Raw genomic sequence first — 24653 nt, 5'->3', positions numbered from 1 at the left:
AGATATTTCTCTACTTTTCAGGTGTTTGTTCCAGTGTTGCTACCAGAAAATCGTAAAATTTAGGAACTGTAGGAATTAATGCACGTTCATCCGGTGAATGCGGAGAACGCAGTGTAGGTCCGAAGGAAATCATATCCAATCCCGGACAATTGGCACCAATAATACCACATTCCAAACCTGCATGGATTACTTTTACAGCAGGTTCTACTCCAAACTGTTGTTTATACGACAGCTTCATAGCATGCAAAATCGGAGAATCCACATTAGGCTGCCAGCCGGAATATCCTCCACTTAGTTCTACCTTCATACCTGCCATGGCAAAACAAGCCGTCAAACTGTCTGCCAGGAATTCTTTCATCGTATCGCAAGAACTGCGTGCCAGAATACGTACTTCCGCTTTACCACCACCAATGATAACAATTGCCAGATTAGATGAAGTTTCCACGGTATCGGGCACTGTAGGAATCATGCGCATCACGCCATCCTGACAAGCCATCAGCACATTAATCATATTGTCCTGAATTTCAGCAGGTACAATAGCTGCAGGAAGTTCAACCGGCTCTATCGTCAAAGTAATGCCACTTTCAATTGGAGCATATTCCGCGTTGATTTGCGCCTCATATTCTTTAATATAGTCTTCCAGCCCTTCCGTATCTTCCGGATTGAACACCAATACAGCACACGCTTCGCGAGGAATGGCATTACGCATATTTCCACCTTCGAAACTTGCCAGCTGAGAATCAAATTCAATCAGCACATCATGTGCCACGCGAGCCAAAAGTTTATTGGCATTACCACGTCCCTGATTTATTTCCAGACCGGAATGTCCGCCACGCAAACCTTTCAAGGTAATCTTACGGGCCACAGAATCAGCAGCGGGCGCTTCTTCCTTATATTCCAGTGTAGCCGTCAGGTCAATACCTCCGGCACAACCGATATAAAGTTCGCCTTCATCTTCCGAGTCAAGATTCAGCAAAATTTCCCCCTTCAGTGTCCCCGGTTTCAAACCGAAAGCACCATACATGCCTGTTTCTTCATCCTTCGTAATCAAAGCCTCCAGCGGACCGTGCTTCAAGCTATTATCTTCCAGCACTGCCATGATAGCAGCAACACCCAGACCATTATCAGCTCCCAGCGTTGTACCTTTAGCTTTTACCCAATCACCATCGATATAGGTTTCAATAGGATCTTTTGTAAAATCGTGAACAGTATCATTGTTCTTCTGAGGCACCATATCCATGTGTGCCTGAAGAATGACGCCTTTGCGGTTTTCCATACCCGGAGTAGCTGCCTTACGAATGATAACATTGCCTATTTCATCGACAAATGATTCCAAGCCCAAGCCTTTTCCAAAGTTTACAAGGAACTCTGTTATTTTCTCCATGTGTCCAGACGGACGGGGAATTTGAGTCAGCGAATAAAAATGCTTCCACACATTCTGTGGAGCTAATTGCAAAATTGTACTCATAACGTTTAAAAGTTAGTTTTCGCAAATATACATTTTTATTCTTAAACCATGCAATAAATACTGTACGAATTAAATCTATCAAAAAGCATACTTACATTCAACTTTTTATTTTTTCTTTCTGCAATGCCTCTTTCAACATTACTTTATCCAGCAGTTTCTTCTTTGACTGGATCATGCGCAATGCACACCGCCTCACCACATTCGTAATAGCCCCACCGGACAACTCCGTTTCCGCCGCCATAGTTATCAATTCTTCCGCATCCTTTCCCAACCATTTCCCAGGAAGCATGTTCCGCCATAACTCAGCCCGTTGTTCCTCCGTCGGCATCGGAAAATAAACCACCGACTGGAAACGGCGGGAGAATGCCTCGTCTATGTTCGAGCGTAGGTTTGTCGCCAGAATGACCATGCCAGGAAAATCTTCAATCCGTTGCAACAGGTAAGCCACTTCCTGGTTAGCATGTCGGTCATTGGATGTATTGGTGGATGTACGTTTGCCAAACAAAGCATCCGCTTCATCAAAAAACAGAATCCAGTTCCGGTTCTCGGCAAGGTCGAATACCTTTGCCAAGTTCTTTTCCGTTTCGCCGATATACTTGGATACAATCATGGACAAGTCTATCCGGTACACGTCCATCTCATTCTTCTTGCCCAAAAGAGTCGCAGCCAATGTTTTTCCCGTACCCGGAGGTCCATAAAACAGCGAACGGTATCCAGCTTTCAGAATACGGGACAGTCCCCAATCCTCCATGACAGTCTTACCGGAGGAAATCCATACATTGATTTCTTCCAATTCGGTAGCTACCTGATAGTCCAGTACCATATCTTCCCATTCCAGCTGCGTGGTAATGCGTTTGGCGGGAAAGCCGATGTTATAATCAGGTTTATATTCCTTATCCAGCAAGACACGGCTTAAGAATTCTTCCGATACGCGCAATTGCCCACTGAGAAAGGGTTCACCTTCTCCGGCGCCTTCCAGACGGAGGATATTCTTTGTGTAGAACCAGTGATCCTTCTGGAAAAACCGGATCACCCCTTTCCGTTTTTCCGTATCTTCTCCGGCAAGAATAAAAGAGGCAGTCTCACCAGTTGGCAGAAAACCTCCATGTGACAAGCCTTTCCAACCACCGAATTCCGTATATTGCCGGTCGAAGTTCTTGTTTTGTACAAAAAAGATGTCCAGTATCTGCGGACAGACATGCGGCATCAACGCCAACATGACCACCATCCGTTCGTCAAATGTCAAGTCGGGAACGCCAGTCACCTTTTCCAACCATCCGTTTACAGGTGGTTTTACTTCTTCCAGCGAGGAGTATTCACACTCTTGTTGGAAATAAAGCTGAATAGAAATAGTCAAAACTTGATTGAACCATCCGATAAATTCATTCATAGACTATTCTTTTACAAGCTATTCGCTCTGGCACCCATTACGTCCGCCTCATGTTCTAAATCTATATTGTCGTTGACCGGCATACCACCCACTTCCGTAGTAGGTTCAACACGTCCTGCCAGCTGTTGGGCTACATGCCATGCCTCATGGGGCAGATGTATCTCTTGGCCGGGTGCCACATGGATGTCCGTTCCTTGCGTATAAGCTAGTGCCTGGACAGTGGCAGGCTGTGAAGAATTATAATGTACTTTTACATCATCCATTGAAAACCCCGAAAGACTTTCGACCCCAGCTTTCAGATTATCAGGCAAACCGGTATTATTCGGTTTCTGTTGGCATACAGTATCCGATTTCATTTGCACGCCCTCTGCATCATCTTCCACACGCTGAACAGTAGGTTCAAATTTACCCTGCAAGGTATCTTCTTCCTCGTCAGACTGTAACTGGGCAGTTTTCATCTGAAATCCTTCTTCATCCTCTAAGCCAACACGTTGCAAAAATGTGTTCACCATACGGTTATCAACAAATTGTAATGCACCGCCGCCATCCTGCTTTTGCTGTATGGTACGTGCTACTTTTTCCTGATGTACTTTCTCTGCTTCCATACGATTTCTTTATTTAATATTTAATATCAGAATTCCTGCTTATCGTGCCATTTTACTTGTATGTATTTCTTCAGCCACGGTAAACGTATCTGCCGGAATCCCCAGGGAACGGAATCGAGTAGAATGTCATGCGTCTTGTCGTCCACGGTAAGTAGCCATTTTTCGTCCTGTTCCTCCAAGCGACCTGTACGGGTAACAAAGCTTTGCAGAAATCCTTTCAGCGACGTTCCGTTCATCTTGGACCAATGCGCTTTTACTGCCGACAGTAAGCTATCAGCGATTTGTTTTTCCTCGGCAGTCAGTTCCAGCCGTTTTGGCAACGGGATATGCATCGGCAACCCAACAAGCAGACGATTGAACACCAATTCTGTTTCCCGGTATTCCTTTTCTTCTTGACAAGTGAGGTATTGTAACAAGAACATGGCACGAATTCTTGATTTCGTATCTTTGATATCCTTCCTTGCCTCGTTCAGATAATCGAGCATACTCAGCAATCGGAGAAACCATGCAGACAGCAGACAGAGACCTGCATTATTAACAAAGAATATTTTAGAATCAGACACCGGTTCGCCGGTTAACCAATTCTTGTCCTCTTCCGGCATTAATTTTTCACTTATCATATTCACTATGTCTTTAAGTTCATTTTCTGTTTTTTCTTGCAGGATAGGAAGTGATTTCACAAATGAGCGAATATTCTCTTCCCTGCTATTGTACACCCATTCTTCCGAAGGATTTTCAATGATATAGGTTACCAGAGCAGTCTCTAAATGTTCCTTTTGAGACGGATAATTTGTCGATATGTAATCCATAACTTGCTGCAACAGTTCTGCTTGCGAAAGAGACAGACTTGCAACCAGCCGCAGCCATTCTCCGGTATTCATCCATTCCAACCATTTATCTGTATGCAATGTATTCCGTACCACAGACTGACGAATGTAGGCCAACAGTTCTTTCGGTCGGAAGAAGATATGGTTGTAGAGCATTCTTTTTCGTACACTTTCCGGCAAAGTATCATCTGCAATCCACTCTATCGGTAATCGGGCTACGTTTTTACCGAACAGGCGGGAAATGAAATAATCTTCCATTTGTTCCGGCGTTTGTTTTTTCCAATTTGTTTCCCTTACCCATAACAGCAATATTCTGGTTATATCTGAAGCAAATACCCGATCATTAGCGAATCGGCTGAGCCAGCTTGTCAACTGCTTGAAATCATCAGGATATTCAAATCCTGCAACGGCAGACAAAAACAGACTCAATTGTTTCAGTATGGTTATATCCGATACATCGACAATCCGTTTTATTAAAACCAGATCAGCATCCTTCTCCAGCCATGCCAAAAATTTCTCCGGATACTTTTCCAGAACGGAAACAATATGATGACTGAATATGGTATTGCTTATATTCTTTTGTAACAATACATCAGCAAACTCGTCCTCCCGTACATCTTGCCATGCCTCCATTTCCAAGTCAACAGCCAGATTGACCGATAAATTCGTCCATTCCGCATCGCTTTGGAAATCAGTCTTCCCGGTATAGACAAAATACAAATGAGCCAGGAACTTTTTTACCACCTCTTTTTCCGTTAAGGATCTTCCACCTAATGTATCTCTATCTTGCATAAAGAACAGCAATGCTTCTGAAAGAGCCGTTGAAAAAAGCCTGTCATTTCCGGTAAGGAATGGAATCCCATCAGCTTTGCATTGCAGCCATTCAATCGTTTCCGACAATACCGCTGCTTGACGGAAGTCCGCTTGTGCCACGCTTTGCAGAAGAAGAGGCGCTGACAAATAGGTTGCAACAAATATTACAGCCTTGCTTTCTTCGGGTTGCCTACGTAGCAGCCCCACCCATTCATGTACTTTTTCGACAACCATTCTCTGTAACAACTCACGCTTATCATCTGTAAAGATGGTAGCGTCTTCTAGCCAATCGGTAAAGCCATTTCCAGCGTTCCAGCGGTTTTCCAACAGTATGGGAAGGATGTCGGAGTCTTTTTGGGTTTGCCGTACCCATTCCTCAAACCTTACTTTTGCAGGATTCCCGTTACCTGCCTCGATAGTCATCAGCAGGTCCAGTACTGCTTCCATATCATCATATTCCTCATTCCTGGTTTCTGTCTCCCTAATGCTTCCTTGAAATACCAGTTTAATGACAATCGGTATATTTTCCTTGCCAAACAATGTCATAAGAAGTAAATAAAGAATTTCTCTCGCAGTGCCCTCCATCTTCATTGACGATTGGGAAACTTTTGCCAGCCATAAAATCATCTGTACCTTCAGTCCGAATGTCCTATCCTTCAAATATGCTGAGAGGGCCTGTTCGTTAGTTACCAGCCAATCAAACAGGGATAACAATTCCGCAATATGAGATATACCGTTCATCCGCACAACCGACCGCCTGATAATTTCTTCTAAAACCGGCTGACTTATTAAAGTAAGTGTATACTCCAATACTTCATGCTCGTGTAACAGCCATATGGCATTCTCTTCATTTTCTATGGATTGTTCCAAGAACAATGCCGTCATTCTACGTTTTACAAGTTCCGGTATACTCTTGTCTGCTAATATCTGTCGAAGTTTCAGAATGTCGACACGTATTTTACCATTTCCTGCATCTTGCTTCCAAACATCTTCCGACAAGTACAATTTTTCAGATAATATTTTGATAGAAGGCTCATTACTACCACTTGAAAACTCCTGATAGAACAGATGTAGAAGTTGTTCGATACGTTCCGACTCCGAAAGACCGCAGTGTTCGTTTTCTATCCAAAGCAACACTGCTTTGCAAAAAATAAAGTTAAACTGAGTTTCAGAAATCCCTTTTAGACATTCTGTTTTCGATATATGGTTCAGTAGATAGGTTCTTACCTGGTCAACCACTTCCATCGCCATGAAAGAAACGGAAGAAAGCAGACGGTTGAGAAGATCAGTATCAACCATATTAGCTATAACACTAAGTAGAGCGTTGTCTTTGGCAGCCTCCGATTGTAACCAATCCGTCAGTATTTCCGGCTTTTCCTTTATCAGTAGCCTAAATAAGCTTCGTTTGTCCGCCATATTTTTCTGCGTATCATTTAGATATTCTGCCACCATTTCCATATCTGTAGGATATGCCGTTTGCTTCCACCCGGAATCCAGATTCTCTTTCGGACTTTCTCCCGCCATCGGCAGACGAAGTAGAGAAAGTTGTAAAAAGATACGATACAATTCCCGGTTTAAATATCCGTCATACACAGGTGAACCGTCTGCATAGTGCGGTTGGAGGTCATAGATAGCATTTAATACATCCCTATAATAATCAGGTCCGAAAACTTCAAGCAGGAAGTTGACTGTCAGTTCCATTTTAGAGAGGTAGAAAGAGTAGTTTCGCTTACGGATGAATGTGAGCAACCGATGGTGCAGATGGCGGATAAAATCTCCTTTACCCCCAAAGATAGCAATCCCGTTAAAGGGATAATAATTGATAAGCCATTCATACAAATAATGCCAGTATGGGGGCAGATCGACTTCGGCATGTTCTTCCGTTTCTGTTTCCATTATCCGACGGACAGACAGCGTATCGAGTAGTTCCGCCATATTTTGCAACCTGTTGTCATCATTATCCTCGTGAATGAAACGCACGGGTATACCGGGTTTCATCTCCAGAAGTATTGCAAGGAAACGACGTTTCTCGTACAAGCCAAACGATGACATGGAAAGTAAGTCGGTATAGAGTCGGATAAGAGTATTGTCATCGTTTGTCTGCCATAGCAAACGACACAAAGCGTGATCTTTTCTCATACAGAGAGATACTACACCCTCTGCATGAAGCGCCTGTTGCAAAACGGCCCAATCCAATTCTTCCGTCAGGTTAAAAGCACTATTGTCCCATTCCACCTTCTGATAACCATGTTCCAGATAGAACAGTAGATTTTCCAGGCGTGAAGCATCCGTCTTTTTCCGTTCGCTCTCCGTCGGTATGCTCCATGAAGGCAACACTTTCAGCAGTTCCGCTTTGAGGCGCCGGGGAAACTCACGGTAGAAGTTTTCCTCGGGGATACTCCCCAAATCCAATTCCAACAGTTCTATTTCATGCAACACCTTGTCTTTATCCAAAGGAGAAAGGCATTCATCCACCGTTTTTTCAAAATAGTTACGGCAAAAGCCACCCCAGTCCGCATACAAGTCGTGTACGAACCGTTCGTCCGCAGCAGCGAACTCAAACGATATATGTTCAATTCGTATCATCTAATATCTGTATTTCCACGGCTTTGCCCAGCAACTCGTATATGACTTCCAGCAATTGGGCGCTGTAATCCGCCAAGTCATTGTTGGTCAAAGCCCTCATTAATAATTTGTAACAATGTTCAAAACCTTGCATACTTATCTCATCCATCCAGTATATCCGGCCTGCTAGGTGGGCGGGAATAATAGAGCGCAATAATTCCCTGCACATCTCCCTGAAGCGCGGCGAGTGGAAACGAAGTGTCCACATAGGAAGCACAATCAGTAGCCGGAAAGGTTCCGTTTTTCTCACCAATACCGGTTCCAATACGTAAACCGTTTCACACTCCCGGTTCAATTCCAGTAAATATCTCCGCAGGATGTTCGCCAGCGTATTCAACCTCTTTTTGTTATCGGTACGTCCAAGATTGGTCCATCCGCCTTTCTCCTTATTGTGGACCACCAACAGATACTCACCCTTTTTAGCTTCTACAATCCGGTAGTTACCAAGAGAAATGCCGTGGCGGAATAAGTCGCCGCTTATCCTATTCCGGTTGAATATCGGCAGTTCCGCTCTTAACTGACTATATTCTTTACGCTTTCCTTCCTCATCCGTTGCCAGTTGCTCATAAGTTACGGCCGTCACGTGCTCCGGTTCCAGTATACGTTCATCAATAAGCAGAGCATCCAGTCGGTCCGCCAGGGGACGGTCGGGTTTCTTCTCTATCAGTTGTAGATTATGCCCGGGAAGAACATTGCCCACGGTATGTTCCTCGTTCCCGTTAATGCCCAACAACCTGCAAAACCACTCCTTCACTATGGGAGCGTTATGCTCTCCCTCCGACATCGTAATATCCCGCGCCTTTGCTCTATTTTTTATCAGATAGGCAACATGACGCAAGAATGACATTCGCCGCCCAATCGTCTCACTCTCCATTTCACCATAACAGTTTGACTCTTCCAACCATTCGGGCTGGCTCTCTACTCCGTACAGGTGATCAAGAAAATCCAGATAACGACTTTTCAGTGCATAGATATTCCGAAAGGAAGAATGACGCCCCATGTCTTTCTCTTCAATGGAAAGCACGTTCGGAAGTTCTTTCACTTCCTCCAATCCTTGTTGTATTGTCCGATCATACAGTTTCAAGTATGCCTCAAAGGAAGCATGAGTTTCCTGTCCGAGTGAGAGACGGTAACATGCGGGGAACTCTCCGGCTATGGGGGAATAGGTGAAAATGTTGCGGTACGTTCCTACCATATTTCCCCAACCAATTCCTTTTACGTCGCTTTCATTCGTGCTGATACGCTTCTGAGCATAATAAAAGGTTTTCAGATATCTTGTGAACTTTTCCATATCGACTCCCATAACAGAGCGCCCCTGACGGATACGTACTTTCAGTTCTTTCTCCATACATGGAATTTTCAAGCTGAACCCTTCGGAGAAATCGGTCTGTGGCTTTCCATCCTTCATCAGGTAACAAGTACTGAACGACCGGATGCCTTCCACCTGACAAAGTTTCTTATATAACTCATATTCAGTGTTCTTTTGCATAGGAATTACCACACGCACAATGCCTTCCGCCCCCTCCAACCACTCTTCGGGTGACAAGCCGGAGGTTTCCAGCTCTTCCGGCGCACAGATATACACTCCGCCGGAAAGATAATGCAAGATGGTTCCGTAGAGCCTAGCCAACACAATAGACGCATCTTTGCCCGGCTCTATCTCAAATTCTGCATGAAATTCCAGTTCTGCGGACCTCACGATGATTACCTTGTCGAGGTATTCGCACAGGTTACGGTGGCTGTTGTAATTCTTCGTAACCTGCTTTACCACCGTTTTTCCGTTATCCTCTTCTTCAAAGGGAGGAAGAGCAATCTTGACAGTGTAGCCGCCGGTTGCCGCATTACATTCCACCCATACGTTTTCCAGTTCCGGAATGCGGGCGAAGAACAGTCTTCGATAATCCTCCGGTGTAACAGGGGCAGTGGTATACACCTTTTCGGGTGGAAAGAGTCCGAAACGTTCAGGTTCGAAGATTCCATCTTCCCCGGTCAGGTAATCCATCGTACCGAAACCGAGCTTGTAGTCCATTTCTGTCAACGCATAGTTGGCGATATCCACCAGGGTCACCCCGGGATCATGAGCGTTGAAATCCGTCCATACCTTTCCTGAGAGGCGGTGCACTTCTTCAAGTGTCTGCCTTTGCAGGTATGAGTACAGATTTTCGTTTTCCGCCAACTGCCTGATATAGTGTCCATTATTGCCTTTTCCCATCAGCTTATCCTTTATACATTTCCACCACTCGGCAATGTATCTCACCGGATGGGAGTTGCTTTTTGGTACGTATTTGCAGGTATATATTCTTTTCCCGCATCTGCCAACGGAAGCAGACGCTGCCCGTCCATCCCCACCAGTGCTTCTGGGGTGATTCAATTCGCTGTTGCATAAAGTTAAGCCAAAGCGCGGTAGCACGTGTCAGTTGGCAAAGCCCCGTACCCTGTTCACGAAAAGAGGCATATACAGAGTATACACGGCAACCGAAACCTTCGCGCGACACATCGATTGGCAAATCATGCCACTCTTTGTCGGCAGGGACAGTCAGATAGCCTTCACCGCTGGGTGTGATTCCCCCTCCGCCTGCCGTCTGGTAAGCCGTTGCGGTAATTTCGTCTTCCACCTTCAGACTACCATACAATACTATCGATTTGTCTTGCAACGCTTCCATCACCGCTTCTCCCTTCGCATTCCTTACAGTCAGCTTCTTTTCGGGTGTGACAGCGAGAGTCCATGCGGGTATATCCACTTCTGTGAGAGGTTCTTCCGTGTAAAGCCCGATATCCAAGTGACCGGCTTGTCCAGGGAAAAACGCCCATCCACTGGGGGTTCTCATCACCTGCCCATCCTCCACAATGTTCGACACGGAATCTATCAGTTCAGCAAACTGTTGTTCTGTGGGTATAGCACCTTTCTGAAAATAGCTTTTCAGCACACTTCGGTTCCGCCTGTTATTATTCTTTTCCATAAACCACTATCCTATTATGAAGTTACTCCCGATTTCAGCTTTCTCTATGCCGTCGTAGGGAGAAAGAAGTTCTATTTTTATTACCGGAAGCAATACACTCCAAGGGTGCTTGCCTTCGAAAGTGAAGTCCACGGTATCGACATCTATACGCGACAAACTCTTACCGTTCACTTCCAACGTGACCAGCCGCATCAGATCCTCATGATTCACCATTCGGGCATGAAGTTCCTTGTAGGAGTAACGTTGCCTAAGCATTGGAATTTCTTCTTTCCGATACCACGGTGCGATATAGTTCTGTGCCAAAACAACAAGTTGCCGGACTGCCTTGCCTTTATCCGGCACGCTGTCCCACAGGATTGCTTTGCAGTGAACATTCACACGTTCGTAAACGGGATTAATTACACGCAAAGAAGCAAACGGAGATGCATATTGCCGGACAAGCTGCTGTATTTCCGCCAGTTTCCATGCCGGAGAGAGGAAATAACGGCTGTCTTCCGCACGGCTGAATACCACCAGGCATATTTTCGATGCTCCTTTATTCTGCGGAATGGGAATGCACTGTATCTTATCCACTTCGGGAAAAAATTCCAGTAAAAGATGCTCGTAGTCCTTTATTATGAGGGCACGGTGACGGTTACTGATGCGTGAAGTTTGTCGCACAGCCACCCCAGTTGCTGTTTCGGCAGGCTTGCCTCCGAAGCCACTCAAGGGCTGGGTGACACTTTCAATCCGTTCATCCGGTTCCTTTATACCTTGTATCGTTCCGGCAGGCAACGGAGTACCATCTCCATTTTGGGAAATGAGACGAATACAGTTTGTCCGGATACCTCGTACAGCAAGGCAGGAAGACAAATCGCCTGTCACGGCGGCACGTATCCATGCCCTACCTTGTTTATCCATATGGCTACTGCCTATTTTCTCCGGCAGCTTGATTTCTATAAATCCGCTTTGCGTCAGTCCTAACGTTTCTTCGGCAAGGACGGATTCTATGGTAATGGGATGCCATTCGTTTCCGCTCCAATATTCCCATGCCAAAGTTACCTGCCTACCCGGTTGCGGGTCATAGAATGGGATCTTTTCCTGAGGCAATACCATATCGAAGTACAACCGCAGGTTCTGCTCTCCTAGTGCGTGAAGTAAACCGAAATACAACAGATTTTCAGCCGGGACAGAAGGCAGAAACGGTTGCTTCTCTCCTTTAGTAATGGGAAATGGTTCCTGCCGGGATAGTGCCGTAATACGACTTAATCGAATGAACGAACGTTCCATATCACTTAAAGTCGTCTCTTCCGTAGCGATATAGGAAAGTTCTACATCCGCCATCACAGGGATAACCGGTTCGGAAGGTAAGTCTTTACGTTTCTTTTCCTTACAACCACTGTTGTGTACCATCGTTTCAGAAAACAAGGTGCGATAGGCTTTTGTGCCAAAGCCGATGGAAGGGGACTCCAAGGTGATACGGAAGAAACCGTCTTTGTCACGACTGTATTCGTAAGGAACGGCAATTTCATCGCTGGAAATGGATTGTGACCGCACTGTAAAGCTAAATACTATCTCGGCAGAATTCAGATCTCCGTTTTCATTAAAGCTAAATAGCTTTTGCTCATCACCGCATTTTTTCCACCTGCCACCTTTCTGATATTCGGTGGAAACTTTGAATGCGTCCGCATCTGTTCCGTATTCCTTATACATCTTGTTGAATCCTTCTTCAGTTTCGGGCAATTTCCTCCATATGCCTTTCAAACGGACTTCCTGCAAGTTTTTCAGACTCATTTCTTCGTTACCAAAAAGAAAACAGGCGCCACACTCTGCCTGTATACCGAAAGGATGGAAGGGCTGCGTAGTGTCTACTTCACCCTGATCATTATAGAAGCTGAAGTTGCGAATACCGTTCACTTCCGTCTTTATTTCCACGCTATCGAAAATGAGTTGTTGTGCCCACTTGTAAGGACAGTTCGCATTATCTGTCAAGATACGGATGACAGGATATTCTGTTGTTGTGCCATGTACTTCTTCCATACAGGATGCAGGAGCAACTACATTGTATGGCAAGCTGAAGCTGAAACATAACTGGCCGGATTCGATATAGCACTCGCAAGTTTGCTCCATCCAGCCTTCCGCTCCGCTCAGTTGTAGGACAAAACCTTTTGTATTGTTGGGTATAGAATTATCGGCTGTAAGATGGAAATAGATACTGATATTCCGTTCGCCTTCGTTCAACACAAACATAGGGGACTCCACTTGCCAGCCTATGCGTAATTCTTCACCATGTGCGAACAAGGTTTGAGCATCGGTTGTATCTTGAAGTTGTATAGGTTGTTTATAGAGTTCCAAAGCTCCTCCACAAGAAGGATTGGAAAAACCGTACAGTGCATCCGCTTCCACACACTGCATGGGGCTGATATATTCTTTTTTTTCAGTCCGATAAATAAGTTCTTCTCCTGTGGCATTTTGCCCGGCGAGGAATGGCTCATCCTTAGGCAAGGTAAAACCTCCGATACCTTCTGTGGGTGTGATAATGACATAGACGTTGTCTTGTACCGCATCCTGTGGTGCGGCATGCAGGATGTCCTTACGATAGAGTTCAGGCAAGGTGGCAAGGCGGCGGTTGAAAGCCTCAGCAATGCTGCCATAGTTTTTCAGATAGACAATGAGCAAGGACAGTGCCGGATTCATATCGCCACTGTCCTTTATTTGATTCAGATAGTAATCGACATTCTCCTGAATAGCGGTCACGGTGCGAAGCATCCGATAATAGTTATTGTTTCCATCTAGTTCATCGGCAGACAATGACTGTTCCAGACGATCCTTCAACCAGCGGGCGGTTTCAGCGGCAGGGCTGCTGTTATTTCCTGCTTGCCAAGTGTTATGCAGATAGCTGTCCAACCGAGCTATCCACCGATTGATGTCCTGTCGTAGTTTTTGGGTATAGGCAGCCTGTATTGCTGTACCTTGTACATTGGCAAAGCTGTTACCATAGTTCGACAGCTTCTTGCGGGCAATATCGGCAAGCACGGTCAGCACATGCCTCTCCAAGAAGGATACAAGTATGACTTCCTGTCCGTCCGCATTATGATAGGGAATCTCCCGGCTCGCTCGTATCAAGCGGTGCAAGAGCTTATCCGCTTCGGCAGTCAGAGCCTGGAAGTCGTCCAGCCTTGCCCAATCGGCCTCGTAATCGGTGCGGAACGTACCTCTATGCCTGATATCCATTGCCATATAATTTTTATTTATTTCTTAATAAAACAAAAAGATTAATCATGTAAAATCAGAAAAAGCCCATGCCGTACCCTGAAAATTATTTATATTAATTACACCATTATTAATAGCTGGAACTGCAACCATTACTGGAAAAAGTTGTCCAATCCATGCATTTATTTGGTTAGCACCAATTTGTTGATAATTGATTACAGCTTTTACAATATTTGTTGTTCTTGCAGCCATTCCTATATTCCCAGCCATATTAGAAACAACACCAACTTCATAGTTCCCCAATATAGGATTAGTATATGTAATAAAAAAAGAAGATACAAATATTCCGACATTGGGTGCTCCGAATACTGGAGCATTATTAATCCAAGTAACATTAAGTCCTAAATTTGTAGCTTCATTATTAAATGCATTTATTGATTCTATTCTGGCATGTCTTTCCCAACTTGCAGACGCAAATCTACTGCTTGTATTTTGTCGCCTTATAACACCAATGGGATTTCCGGGTAGTAGCATATTAGCCATATTACTCATTCCTGGCAGAAGCGGATAATGTCGGTTTCTTATGTTCGTTAAACTGTTTTGCGCACCATGTACAGAAGTTGTGTGATAGGCTGTATGACTATTCTCATATGGCACATTATCTCTTTGAGCAAAATAATTCAAAGGATTAAAACTCGCCCTACGGAAATAAAAACGATCTTTATCATCCTCTAGCAAATTACCTTTTAAATAATCCCAAAAACTAAACAATTGAACAATATTTGTAGTTTTCGCCCCATAAAGAAGCTTTTCTGTGCAAAGGTTACCCAACCTTTCATCTCTCATCTTCATTTCCTGCCTCGTCCCACACTTCACCTGCCGTGAAGCCTTATTTCCCGCCTCATTCTTATATTGTTTGCCCATGTACATACTCGTTATCTCTTATATATGGTTATACATTTGTCCCTTCATTCAAATAGAACGGATAAACCATATTACTCCGATTATTCGTCCTAACAATGGTATATATCAATTTTATCAACAGTACTCCTTCCTCCTCCTTTTTTTCAAAAGAAACGTCCTCCAGCGTGATACGCGGTTCAAAAAGCATAACCGCCCTTGTGATGTCATTCCGCATCTGCGTTACTATTTCCGTATCCATCACCTCAAAAGTATACTTACGGAGTGGACAACCATAGTCATAGCGGTTCACCCGTTCGCTGGGCGACGTACTCAACAGAACATACAAGCTTTGCTGGATATCCTCCTCATAAGACACCATCTTTACACCGTTTTCTGTCAGCGTAGGCGGAAAGTTCCAACCTTTTCCCAGAAAGCCATCATTGTCCAATATATTATTCTTTTCGCTCATACTCTTTATCCTCCTATCATCACTGTTGGACATCCGGCAGCTATCGTGCCACCATGTGCGGTGCTGTCACCCATACGAGCTGCAGGTTTGCCACCTATCATCACAGTGGATGAACCTTTTACTATTGTATCCGGTGGTCCCACGCAGACGCACATGTCACCTACGACGGCTGCCGGTATTTTCCCTATCAAAACATTCGGCACACTTGGGCCGACTATCGGTCCGCCCACATGCGGTATCGGCGAGGGAAACGCCGGGGTCTGCATGGGGCAGGTGTGCATATCAGTTATTCTTGCTGCTGGAGGCATAATTTTCAAATTAAAAGTTATAAATTAAAAATCCATTTCCTAATTGTCCATTAGTTTATCATGACCATTGCACCTTTAACAGTAGTTTGGCCCGAAGCTGAAAGTTCCGCCTTGGCGTTGCCTTTAACAGTTGCGCTCACTTTAGCCTCCATTTTCACGTTCAGTCCTTCCAGGCTGACATCCTGCTTGGCGGTGGCGTTGATTTTTGAAGTGGCCTCTATTGTGATGGCGCCTTTCGCTTTCAGTGTGATATCTTTTGCCGACGAGAGGGAAATACCGCTACTGTTCATTACAATTTCGTTCTTATTCTGGTCGGTCAACTTGATATGCTTGTCATCATCGCTGATTTCCACCGTGTTTTTTCCGGGAGTAGAAATCGTTATCACCTTCTTTTCCTCATTGAATTCTATTCGCATCTTCTCACGGGTAACGATGGCTTTCGTATTATTCTTTGCCTCGTATTCATAAGGCGGTTTGTGCTTTTCACCATACACCCCGCCCAATATGACGGGATGCCCGGGGTCTTCATTCATAAAGCCCACCACCACTTCATCATCCGGTTCGGGCAGGAAGAAGTTACCTGACGCATTTGTGGCGTACATAGTGGAGAGCCTTGCCCAAAGCAGCTTGTTCTTTCCATCCATCCATGGCAATTCTATCTGAATACGGTATTCTTTCAGCGGATCGCCGTCCAGTTTCCTTACCACTGCCGCATGAAGTCCCTGCAAACCGGGCAGAAAACCGGAAGCGGAAGGCGATACCACATCCGTTTCATCAGTAATGTTCAGGGATGAAACGCCTGCACCCGCTTCGGTCATCCATTCGTTGTTCTCGATAGTATGCGTCACTGAGCCGACAAACAGATTGCCGTTGAATCGTTTGCCCAAGCCTTTCAGTTCGATGATGCAGCCGGGCACTACCTTGGCGGAACCGTAAAAGCTGCATGATCCTTGATAACGTGCCAATCCAGCTTTCAATGCCATGCCATCCGCCCATTGCTTCAACGCTTTCTCGTCTGTAGGAGCATCAGTTTGCAACAAAAAGCTATCGCCTGTGGCAATGTTCTTTGGCTGCAAGTCCCCTTGCTTATTGAGCGAGGGGGAACTAGCGGACACTTTCACAGCTTTCTGTGTAGCGGGATCCCAAGACATCGCTTCATATTGCGTAAACTGGTCATCAGCGGACAGTTCAAGGTCAAAAGCAGTCAAGTCGACACCATAAGTTACAGTCAGTACAGGCGACGCACTCACATCGGGTTTCTTCACCTTAATCTTACTACCATCAGTAAAGATGAACAGGCCGTTGGCATCGGCACGCGAAAGGGCAAAGTCCCAATCGGAACAATAATACTGTACCAGCGTGGGGTGCTGATAGGGTGTGGAGTCTACTTCCACACTACCGTAAGCCAACAATACTTCCTTAATGATGTCACAGTCCTTCTTCTTCTCAAAAATACGATTCTTACGTCCTTGCGTCGCGGAATAGGCATAATCACGACACTCCACCAACATATAGGAACGAAAATCCCTATCGGTGATGATGCGTAACCCAATAATCACACCATCGAATAGCGTATCTTCCTTGTCAATATCGCCTGCATCCAGACGGATAATATTGCCCGGCTTGAAAAGGTCGGCATCACTCTCGTCAAAAGTCTGCTTGTCCATATTTCCGGCATTAAACTTCAATGTTGCTTTGCCAATGCGGTTCAGTTCCTGATGCACCATAGCGGAAACCAAAGCGTACTCATCTTTCAGTTTGCTCCCGTTACAATAAACGGAACAAGCTAGTACGCGGTCTTTGTGTACAGAAGGCGATTCAGCCATAATTTTAATTATTTTTTTAACATCGGCAACAGGATCTTGGTACCGCTGGGTACGTTCCTGTAACCGTTCAGGTTATTAAATCGAGCAACTTCGCCCACAAGGAGCGGGTCACCATAAACTTCATTACATAGGGCTGCCAGTGTTTGCCCTTCCTTCAGCGTGACCATCCGAGACACATCGGGCGAACGTTTCGGGAATCTTTTATTTTCTTCTTTCTGACTGCAATAGCCCGTCAGTGTCACTTTCAATTCAGCGCGGAGAGGTATACCATCCAAGTCGAACAAAGTATATTCCGTTTCGAGCGTCTTGAGTTGCCCGAAAAAAAGAATGTCACCGTACTGCACCTTGACGAACGATGGACGATGCCCTTCACTATTATAGCAATAGAGGCGTTGTTCCAGATCGTTCACCACATCGTGGACGGGTTTCTTCTCACGATCATCATCCAAGGCATTGGTCATATCGAGCAGGCACTCAAAGTAAAGGGTTTCCGGACGGTAACGTGCATATACGTTCGACCCGTTCAAGCTCCCTAACTGCTTGTCCTCCGCATATTGGATCCCTTTCGTGAACTTCACCTTATCGGGATTGATAGGAAGTTCCAGCGCAGATTTATATTCGCTACTGAAATTCTCGTCCGTATAGGCTGTGATGGTCATCTGTCCCATTTCACTTTTTCTTTATGCATTACTAACGCTCATTTTTCTTTCTCTGCCACTGCCGGGAACCGGGTCGGATGCTATCTTCTGCATCCAACCTGTCCCTTACGCGATTTTCAATCTTTCGGATAAGCTCTTCCGAAACTTCCACCTCCGTGACGATTCGTTTTTCTACAACCGTCCTGATATGCATTTCTTTTATAACAACAGGCATAATTTCTACAGTTTACGTTCTAACCGATTACAATTCAGAGTGACAGTTTCCATTGCAAGTCCACTTCTTGCGGCATCCAATCCACTGAGTGAACATCCTATCGGATAACAGTGCGAACACAGCCAAGCTGCAACCGGAACATTGGCCTGACTTTGTAGTGTAATGACCATATCCAGGGCAATAATCTGATCTTTGGCATTTTTCATGTTCAAACTGTTACAACAGTCATTCACCCAGATTTCAAACGGTGCAGCCAAAGGCACAAGCGGTGATTTCAAAGTTATTTTGCCATATTTGATTGCTTTAGGCAATTCTTGGGCAGTATTCTCCGCTCCCGTCTGTGTCTGTTTTTCATAGTTCCACCCTAAACCGCTGACTTCCGTAAACGAGGCGTAAAACAGTGAGACAAGTCTCTCCATAAAACACACCCGAAAGTAAAACTCATAGGGTGGCAGAAATTTCCATGCAAGGTTCTCAATCATAATCTATAAAAATCATTCACTAATCTGTATTCCTTCGTGTGCCAGAATCAATGTTTCCATAGCTACTGAGTTACCATCGGCCTTGAAGCCTTCCACCGTAATCTTCTTCGGCCAGGCATTTGTCAACGACCAGGTTTTTACGGCTGAATGTGACTCATCCAGCAAACTGATGGTTACGTTTTCGCGTTGGATGATATTCATGTTCACATTACCAATCCATTTCCATAGTTGGGAATCAGAAACGAATATACCTTTTTTCAAAGTGATGTCACTCACTTTCTTCAGCCCGGGCATCTTCAATTTTGTGAAATCATTGCTGTCACCGGCGCGATAGGTGATTTCCTCGAATTCGGTTTCAAGCCCCGACACTTCACTGAAAGATATTTCACCCACACTTCCCAATGTCACTTTGAAATGAAAACTCGGTAACGGCCACATCTTAGTGTCCTGACTCTGTGCTGATCCATTATCTGCCATAATATTTTAATTTTTAATTGTTAATTTTTAATTATTCTCAGCTCTTCTGCGCCTGCTGTTGGAAAGTGATTTCGATAAACTCTGCCGGACGAGTAACAGCTACCAATACCGTAATGCGCATAGTTCCTTCCAGTATATCATCATTTGTCATGGTATCACCCAGACCGACATGCACTTCGTAAGCTTCTTCAGGTGTTGAACCCGCAAGTCCACCACGTTTCCACACACTGCGCAGGAAATTCTCAATCATGCACTTCATGTTGATCCATGTATTGGCATCGTTCGGTTCGAATACATAGGCACGAGCGGCATTCTTAACCGATTGTTCCAGAAAAATCATCGTGCGGCGAACGTTGATATAACGCCAATCTTGCGAATTGCCGTCCAATGTACGGGCACCCCATACCTTGATACCTTCGCCGGGGAAAGTGCGGATGGCATTGATAGCCTTTCCGCTCATTGGCATATTCAATACTTCCTGGTCTTTGTCTGTAACAGGGACAGCGGGCTTGTTCACGTAGCTAACGGATACATTGGCGGGAGCTTTCCACACACCGCGTGTATTATCTATCATCGTATAGACACCGGCCATTACAGCCGAGGGAGGCAACAGGTTCAAATAGTCTTTCACTTTCTTCGCCAGCAATTTGTATTGCGGCCAATTCTGCAACAGGGCATTATGAAGATCTGTCTTAACTTGTTGAATATCGCCCGCTTTCAATACCTTACCGGTAGCATCCTTCTCTGTGCTTATCATAGTAAAGCACTTTTTGATATACTCATCCACCTTTGAATCGCCACTAAAGGTCATTGAAGTGGTATCTACATTATAGGTCCAGACCAGCACCCTTCCATCAATGTCAGTGTCCGATAATACCGAAGTTTCGAGCCAGGGATAATAAGCTGCCGCATATTGCAGGTTTGTAGTACCTATGCCTGCTCCAAACGAGTCTGAAATTTCCTCTGTCTTAGCACCCGCTCCCATTGGCACATCCAGCAAAGCAAAATATTTTTGCTTATCGGCCAATTCCTTTAACAAATCATTATAAACATTCATACAGTTGGCAGAGTTTACCGCTTCCGGCACTACCACCATTGTGATGTCCTGTTCTTTTTTGATATTGGCAAACACAGTGTCCTTATTAGCCGAATACGACTCATAAAAATCAGCGTTATATCCACCCAATGAAACTACATAGCACGTTCCGCCGCCATTGGCGAAAAACAGCACCATGTGATAATACAAGGTATAAATATGTTCTGGCGCTTTGCATTTCAAAGCCATTTTCTTTTCATTATCAGGAAAACAAAACAAATATTTATCCTCGTCATCATCCTTAATCTCTTCAGAAGAAAGCATGAACTGAGGTGTGGGTGCACCTCCGAAATACGTGTTGTACTCCGTCATTGATGAAATCCGCACCGGCTTGTTCAGCAGAGACGAGGTTCCATCCTGAGCTGTCCCGGTAAGGCCGATAAAGACCGGAATAGCGGTTTCAACTTCCACTATGGAATTACCGAAGGCATTCTTCTCTTTGATGTAAACACCGGGGGTCTTATATTCTCCCATGATTCTTATAATTTAAGTTCAACAATCGGTTATCAACTCTTTTGTGCCTGCTGCTGGAATGTAATCTCAATGAATTCGGCAGGATGGGTAACAGCCACGAGAACTGTAATACGCATGATACCGTCCAATATATCTTCAGCAGTCATGGTATCGCCCAAGCCTATATGCACCTCAAAGGCATCTTCAGGAGTCGCGCCTGCCAGTCCGCCACGTTTCCACACACTACGCAGGAAATTCTCAATCATGCACTTCATGTTAATCCATGTACCGGCAGCATTCGGCTCAAATACATAAGCGCGGGCAGCATTCTTTATCGATTCTTCCAGGAATAGCAGGGTGCGGCGTACATTCACATACCTCCAATCCAAGGAATTTCCATCCAGTGTACGTGCTCCCCACACCTTTATACCCTCGCCACGAAACAGGCGTATCACATTGACGGCCTTTCCATGAGCAGGGGCATTCAAATCAGCCTGCTGATCGTCATCGATGTCTTCTACCAGACTGTCCACATAGCTCAACGTTACGTTGGCAGGGGCTTTCCATACACCGCGACTATTATCTACCATAGTGTAAATTCCTGCCATAGCTGCAGACGGGGGAAGCTGGTTCAATTTTTTCAGCACACCTTTTATAGCCTGCTTATAAACGGATGAACCGTTGTACAACGCTTGATGGAAGGCCTGTTTATTTTCAATATTGTCAGTGGAAGGAACCCAAACAACCTCTATTCTTTTACTTATCACCTCTGTTTCCCCCTCTTTAGTGATATCATCCACCGTCATTACACCAATTACTTTTCCTTCCTTATTTTCAATATTCCCTGCCACAACATCAGCAAATTCAAAAGTATGATTATTCACTTTCTTTACTGCATCTTTTTCAAGCTCAAACACGTCTGTCCTTTCACAGAAAACCGTCACTATGCCGGAAAAAGCGGGATCAATATCGGAGAGTTTGTTTCGGTTAGCATAAATATTATCAGTCCATACAAACACATCGCCCGTCAAGTCCCGATCTCCCACTACCGAAGTATTCAACCAAGGGAAATAGGCTGCGCCATAAGACAAAAAATTGGAACCGATATTAGTACAAAAGATAGTTACTTGGTCTTCTATGTTTGTATTTTCATCTGCCTTCGGATAAATATCAAGCAGCGCGAAACGGTTTTTCATTCTGTCACCACAATGAGAAAGCATCTGTTGCTGTATATCCCTAAACTCTTCATTACTATTCAGATTTACAGCTTCAGGTATGACCACCAACGTAATTTCCTGCTCAAGGGTCAGCTTTTCCAATCCAGTGAGCATAGCATTTTTGTTCAAAGCATCCTCATAACTGCCAACTGAAACAATGTAGCAGGTACTACCACCATTAGCAAAAAACAACATCATGTTGTAGTATAATGTATAACAGTTTTTTCCTTCAATACAGAGTGAGCCATCCTTTATATCTACCTCGAACTTCAAGTCAGGCCCCCCACCGAAATACTGTATATACTCCGTCATCGATGAAATTTTCCACGGCACATTCTTCAGGTCATTATTCCCGTTCACGGCCTGCTTGGTATAGCCGATAAAAGCCGGAATAGCGGTTGGCGCTTCCACCACTGAGTTCGGAAAGGCGTTCTTCTCTATGATATAAACGCCGGGAGTTTTCATGCTTCCCATAATTATCAGTTTTAAAATTTATAATTATTGTTCTTTAATATAGCATACTTCTCTTAGGGTATGCGGAGAATCCGACTGGAATTTCCCTATTTGCGGCGGTGAAATGAACCGGCTTTCCAACATCCTGCCAATATAAAGTTGCATCGGCATGTCGTACCGCTCCTTCGCTTTGATCCGTCCTGTAGAAACAAGTCTCCAGACATTGGTTCCCAAGCTTGTTTTCTCATACTTTTCCGGCGCTCCGAAAGCCACTACATTTTCGCGAGTTCGCAGTCTGAGATCCTTTCCCCGCATATCATTCTCATCCTTGAATACACACAGATACTCCCAATAATACGCACAGGAACAAAATCGGATAGTAAATTTCGGACAACAGATTTCCTGCAACTGCCTTATTTCTTGTTTTATGGCTGCGAATTGTACACTGTTTTCTTCCCGTATCTCTTCTTTTCCCAATTGCTCTACTTTCATATAGAGCATTCGCAACCTCTCCGATGCCATTTCTACCGGTTTCAAAACAATCCGGCAAAACTCATTTTTCAACTTCTGCCCGTTCGTATCCTTTCTCCATACAAAGTCGGCATTCACTTCCACCAATCCGTTTTCCGCATTGAATTTGTAAAAACTGTCGGGATCATATCCGTCACTCTCTATCTGTTGCAGAAAACAAGGGTCCTTCACAATCATAGATAATTCCAGTACATCCTTATCTGCAAATCCCGATGCATCATCGGCCATGATCCATTGCCACTCATTTCCACGACTTTGTCTCAACATCACTCCCCGCTGTTTCATCAACTTTTTGGTTTCGGACGTCGGCTCTAATCCCACAAAGCTGTTTTCGGGCGGATTGTAATAATTGTGTTCGATACGTATGGCAGCTATGGCTATATATTGGCTCATTTGTTTTTTCTCCTTTCTATTTTGTTACGCTGACCGATGGTTCACGGGCAATACCACCACTGCTGACGGCTTCCTCCGCATCCACCGCAAGCCTGCGCAGCTTGCACATCACCGACGGATAATATTGTCCGCCCAGCGTGGTCCAGATATTATTAATGTCCTGTACCGAAAGTGTGACGATCTCTACCGTATATTTCTGCCCATCCAGTTCAAAATAGGGATGCGACTGAATAAAAAGTAACGATTCGTACAATACGGAAAGCGACTCGGCGTATCGTTTCTCGTCATATACAGCAGCAAGCATCAAGTCGAGGTTCAGCAATAACGGCGCAAACGTCCGCATATAGTCCGAACTGTTACGACTGATGCCTGCCGAGATGCCTCCTGCCGTTTCACGCTCAATATTGACAAGTGAAACAATCAGTTTGCAAGGCTTTTCGCTCGCACCACTACCAATGATTCCCACCTCTGCCATACCTTCGGGCTGCTGGAACTTGTGGTGCAAGTACTCATCCAGAGAGGCTGCATAATATGTAAGAATTCGCCTTATCATTATTCTTCGAAATAGAGGTTATTGATACGGTTGCACCAACCACGTCTGTATTTCTCGTTCGTCGGGCGGCTCTTGCAGATACGGTCAATGTAATCCAAGCGTTCCTGTCTTATCTTGTCAAAGAGTTCGTGCTGTGAAGGATAGTTATTGACAGCGGCAAGGGTATTTTTTCCCACAATACCGTCGGCTGTAACTCCAAGCAGTTTTTGTGGTATCTTGATACCATAGTTTCCTGAAGCCCATACCCAGTCTACCAAAATATTGGCAACAGATTGGCTTTTTATCTGATCGGCTTTCCACTTATCCCAATACAAGCTCTTCAAGATATCGATCCACTCATTATTCGATAGATGTTTCAAATCGTCTACTGTAGGTTCGGAAAATCCTTTCCGTTTGCGATATACCTTGTAGGTTGCTATAGTAACACCCATGTTGGTTGCTCCTCCCAAGTCGTCGGGATCGTCTACAAAACCACCCTCCCACCTCTGGATAAATGGTGCTAATTTCTTGACATCTGCCATAATGCTTTCTTTTTAAGTTTCCATAATAACATAACAAAAAGGTATTAATTAATAATAGCAATTATCTGCTCTTCAAAAATAGGGGGAAAAAAGGCAATATACATTTCGAATTCAGTATTTTGATTTACAATTTGCGCAACAAACTACCTATCAATATTTTAAATTAAAAGAGAGACCATAATTCAAGCTGTTTTTTTACGTTTTAGTGTTAATTTTGA

The 24653-nt window shown here is 44.6% G+C and carries 20 protein-coding genes; all 20 read right to left on the bottom strand.

Annotated features, from left to right (window positions below):
* Positions 1-10: 10 nt before the first annotated feature.
* The gene (locus K429_RS0117040) at positions 11-1468 is read right to left on the bottom strand and encodes an aminoacyl-histidine dipeptidase (RefSeq protein WP_026367690.1); all 1458 of its coding nucleotides are present in this window, start codon (positions 1466-1468) and stop codon (positions 11-13) included.
* A 97-nt stretch (positions 1469-1565) separates the two neighbouring features.
* The gene (locus K429_RS0117035; protein ID WP_007215181.1) at positions 1566-2858 is read right to left on the bottom strand and encodes an ATP-binding protein; all 1293 of its coding nucleotides are present in this window, start codon (positions 2856-2858) and stop codon (positions 1566-1568) included.
* An 11-nt stretch (positions 2859-2869) separates the two neighbouring features.
* Complete coding sequence (locus tag K429_RS0117030) at positions 2870-3463, bottom strand: DUF4157 domain-containing protein (protein WP_026367689.1); 594 nt, start codon at positions 3461-3463, stop codon at positions 2870-2872.
* Positions 3464-3489: 26 nt separating this feature from the next.
* A complete protein-coding gene (locus K429_RS0117025) occupies positions 3490-7689 on the bottom strand; it encodes a contractile injection system tape measure protein (RefSeq protein ID WP_026367688.1) in 4200 nt (1399 codons plus the stop codon).
* A complete protein-coding gene (locus K429_RS0117020; protein WP_026367687.1) occupies positions 7676-9940 on the bottom strand; it encodes a hypothetical protein in 2265 nt (754 codons plus the stop codon). Before K429_RS0117020 ends, K429_RS0117025 begins: the two co-directional genes overlap by 14 nt.
* 4 nt (positions 9941-9944) lie before the next feature.
* On the bottom strand, positions 9945-10688 hold the full coding sequence (locus K429_RS0117015) for a hypothetical protein (protein WP_026367686.1): 744 nt from the start codon (positions 10686-10688) through the stop codon (positions 9945-9947).
* 6 nt (positions 10689-10694) lie between these two features.
* A complete protein-coding gene (locus K429_RS0117010; protein WP_026367685.1) occupies positions 10695-13907 on the bottom strand; it encodes a hypothetical protein in 3213 nt (1070 codons plus the stop codon).
* A gap of 39 nt (positions 13908-13946) precedes the next feature.
* Positions 13947-14804, bottom strand: a complete 858-nt coding sequence (locus K429_RS28875) for a hypothetical protein (RefSeq protein WP_147345050.1) — start codon at positions 14802-14804, stop codon at positions 13947-13949.
* A 28-nt stretch (positions 14805-14832) separates the two neighbouring features.
* Positions 14833-15252 (bottom strand): GPW/gp25 family protein, encoded by a 420-nt coding sequence (locus tag K429_RS0117000; RefSeq protein WP_026367684.1) that lies wholly within the window; start codon positions 15250-15252, stop codon positions 14833-14835.
* Between the two features lie 5 nt (positions 15253-15257).
* Complete coding sequence (locus K429_RS0116995; RefSeq protein WP_026367683.1) at positions 15258-15560, bottom strand: PAAR domain-containing protein; 303 nt, start codon at positions 15558-15560, stop codon at positions 15258-15260.
* 50 nt (positions 15561-15610) lie between these two features.
* On the bottom strand, positions 15611-17386 hold the full coding sequence (gene vgrG, locus K429_RS0116990) for a type VI secretion system tip protein VgrG (RefSeq protein WP_026367682.1): 1776 nt from the start codon (positions 17384-17386) through the stop codon (positions 15611-15613).
* Between the two features lie 8 nt (positions 17387-17394).
* Entirely contained in the window at positions 17395-18054 is a 660-nt protein-coding gene (locus K429_RS0116985; protein ID WP_026367681.1) for a hypothetical protein, read from the bottom strand.
* A gap of 22 nt (positions 18055-18076) precedes the next feature.
* Positions 18077-18259, bottom strand: a complete 183-nt coding sequence (locus K429_RS0116980; protein WP_007212394.1) for a hypothetical protein — start codon at positions 18257-18259, stop codon at positions 18077-18079.
* Between the two features lie 5 nt (positions 18260-18264).
* Positions 18265-18741, bottom strand: a complete 477-nt coding sequence (locus tag K429_RS0116975; protein ID WP_007215170.1) for a phage tail protein — start codon at positions 18739-18741, stop codon at positions 18265-18267.
* Positions 18742-18753: 12 nt separating this feature from the next.
* Entirely contained in the window at positions 18754-19218 is a 465-nt protein-coding gene (locus K429_RS0116970) for a phage tail protein (RefSeq protein ID WP_007212392.1), read from the bottom strand.
* A gap of 37 nt (positions 19219-19255) precedes the next feature.
* Positions 19256-20788 (bottom strand): phage tail sheath C-terminal domain-containing protein, encoded by a 1533-nt coding sequence (locus tag K429_RS0116965; protein ID WP_026367680.1) that lies wholly within the window; start codon positions 20786-20788, stop codon positions 19256-19258.
* A gap of 32 nt (positions 20789-20820) precedes the next feature.
* Complete coding sequence (locus tag K429_RS0116960) at positions 20821-22458, bottom strand: phage tail sheath C-terminal domain-containing protein (protein ID WP_026367679.1); 1638 nt, start codon at positions 22456-22458, stop codon at positions 20821-20823.
* Between the two features lie 24 nt (positions 22459-22482).
* Positions 22483-23361 carry a hypothetical protein gene (locus K429_RS0116955; protein WP_026367678.1) on the bottom strand — a complete coding sequence of 293 codons (879 nt, stop codon included), beginning with the start codon at positions 23359-23361 and terminating at the stop codon, positions 22483-22485.
* 16 nt (positions 23362-23377) lie between these two features.
* Positions 23378-23914: a Pvc16 family protein gene (locus tag K429_RS0116950; protein ID WP_007212388.1), complete on the bottom strand. Its 537-nt coding sequence runs from the start codon at positions 23912-23914 to the stop codon at positions 23378-23380.
* Entirely contained in the window at positions 23914-24435 is a 522-nt protein-coding gene (locus tag K429_RS0116945) for a glycoside hydrolase family 108 protein (RefSeq protein ID WP_026367677.1), read from the bottom strand. Before K429_RS0116945 ends, K429_RS0116950 begins: the two co-directional genes overlap by 1 nt.
* Positions 24436-24653: the final 218 nt, after the last annotated feature.

Origin of the sequence: Bacteroides sp. 14(A) (assembly GCF_000526555.1) — a bacterium.
In the GTDB taxonomy this organism is placed as follows: Bacteria; Bacteroidota; Bacteroidia; order Bacteroidales; family Bacteroidaceae; genus Bacteroides; species Bacteroides cellulosilyticus.
The sequence above is the reverse complement of the archived record's forward strand: the minus strand, read 5'-3'. Positions and strand labels throughout refer to the sequence as shown.

Bases quoted from the DNA above. Each gene is read 5' to 3' on its own strand.
- K429_RS0116965 (WP_026367680.1), bottom strand. From the start codon at position 20,788: ATGGGAGAATATAAGACCCCCGGTGTTTACATCAAAGAGAAGAATGCC.
- K429_RS28875 (WP_147345050.1), bottom strand. From the start codon at position 14,804: ATGGGCAAACAATATAAGAATGAGGCGGGAAATAAGGCTTCACGGCAG.
- K429_RS0116980 (WP_007212394.1), bottom strand. From the start codon at position 18,259: ATGCCTGTTGTTATAAAAGAAATGCATATCAGGACGGTTGTAGAAAAA.
- K429_RS0117015 (WP_026367686.1), bottom strand. From the start codon at position 10,688: ATGGAAAAGAATAATAACAGGCGGAACCGAAGTGTGCTGAAAAGCTAT.
- K429_RS0116975 (WP_007215170.1), bottom strand. From the start codon at position 18,741: ATGATTGAGAACCTTGCATGGAAATTTCTGCCACCCTATGAGTTTTAC.
- K429_RS0116950 (WP_007212388.1), bottom strand. From the start codon at position 23,914: ATGATAAGGCGAATTCTTACATATTATGCAGCCTCTCTGGATGAGTAC.
- K429_RS0116995 (WP_026367683.1), bottom strand. From the start codon at position 15,560: ATGCCTCCAGCAGCAAGAATAACTGATATGCACACCTGCCCCATGCAG.
- K429_RS0116970 (WP_007212392.1), bottom strand. From the start codon at position 19,218: ATGGCAGATAATGGATCAGCACAGAGTCAGGACACTAAGATGTGGCCG.
- K429_RS0117000 (WP_026367684.1), bottom strand. From the start codon at position 15,252: ATGAGCGAAAAGAATAATATATTGGACAATGATGGCTTTCTGGGAAAA.
- K429_RS0117020 (WP_026367687.1), bottom strand. From the start codon at position 9,940: ATGGGAAAAGGCAATAATGGACACTATATCAGGCAGTTGGCGGAAAAC.
- K429_RS0116955 (WP_026367678.1), bottom strand. From the start codon at position 23,361: ATGAGCCAATATATAGCCATAGCTGCCATACGTATCGAACACAATTAT.
- K429_RS0117030 (WP_026367689.1), bottom strand. From the start codon at position 3,463: ATGGAAGCAGAGAAAGTACATCAGGAAAAAGTAGCACGTACCATACAG.
- K429_RS0117010 (WP_026367685.1), bottom strand. From the start codon at position 13,907: ATGGCAATGGATATCAGGCATAGAGGTACGTTCCGCACCGATTACGAG.
- K429_RS0117040 (WP_026367690.1), bottom strand. From the start codon at position 1,468: ATGAGTACAATTTTGCAATTAGCTCCACAGAATGTGTGGAAGCATTTT.
- K429_RS0116985 (WP_026367681.1), bottom strand. From the start codon at position 18,054: ATGGGACAGATGACCATCACAGCCTATACGGACGAGAATTTCAGTAGC.
- K429_RS0116945 (WP_026367677.1), bottom strand. From the start codon at position 24,435: ATGGCAGATGTCAAGAAATTAGCACCATTTATCCAGAGGTGGGAGGGT.
- K429_RS0116960 (WP_026367679.1), bottom strand. From the start codon at position 22,458: ATGGGAAGCATGAAAACTCCCGGCGTTTATATCATAGAGAAGAACGCC.
- vgrG (WP_026367682.1), bottom strand. From the start codon at position 17,386: ATGGCTGAATCGCCTTCTGTACACAAAGACCGCGTACTAGCTTGTTCC.
- K429_RS0117035 (WP_007215181.1), bottom strand. From the start codon at position 2,858: ATGAATGAATTTATCGGATGGTTCAATCAAGTTTTGACTATTTCTATT.
- K429_RS0117025 (WP_026367688.1), bottom strand. From the start codon at position 7,689: ATGATACGAATTGAACATATATCGTTTGAGTTCGCTGCTGCGGACGAA.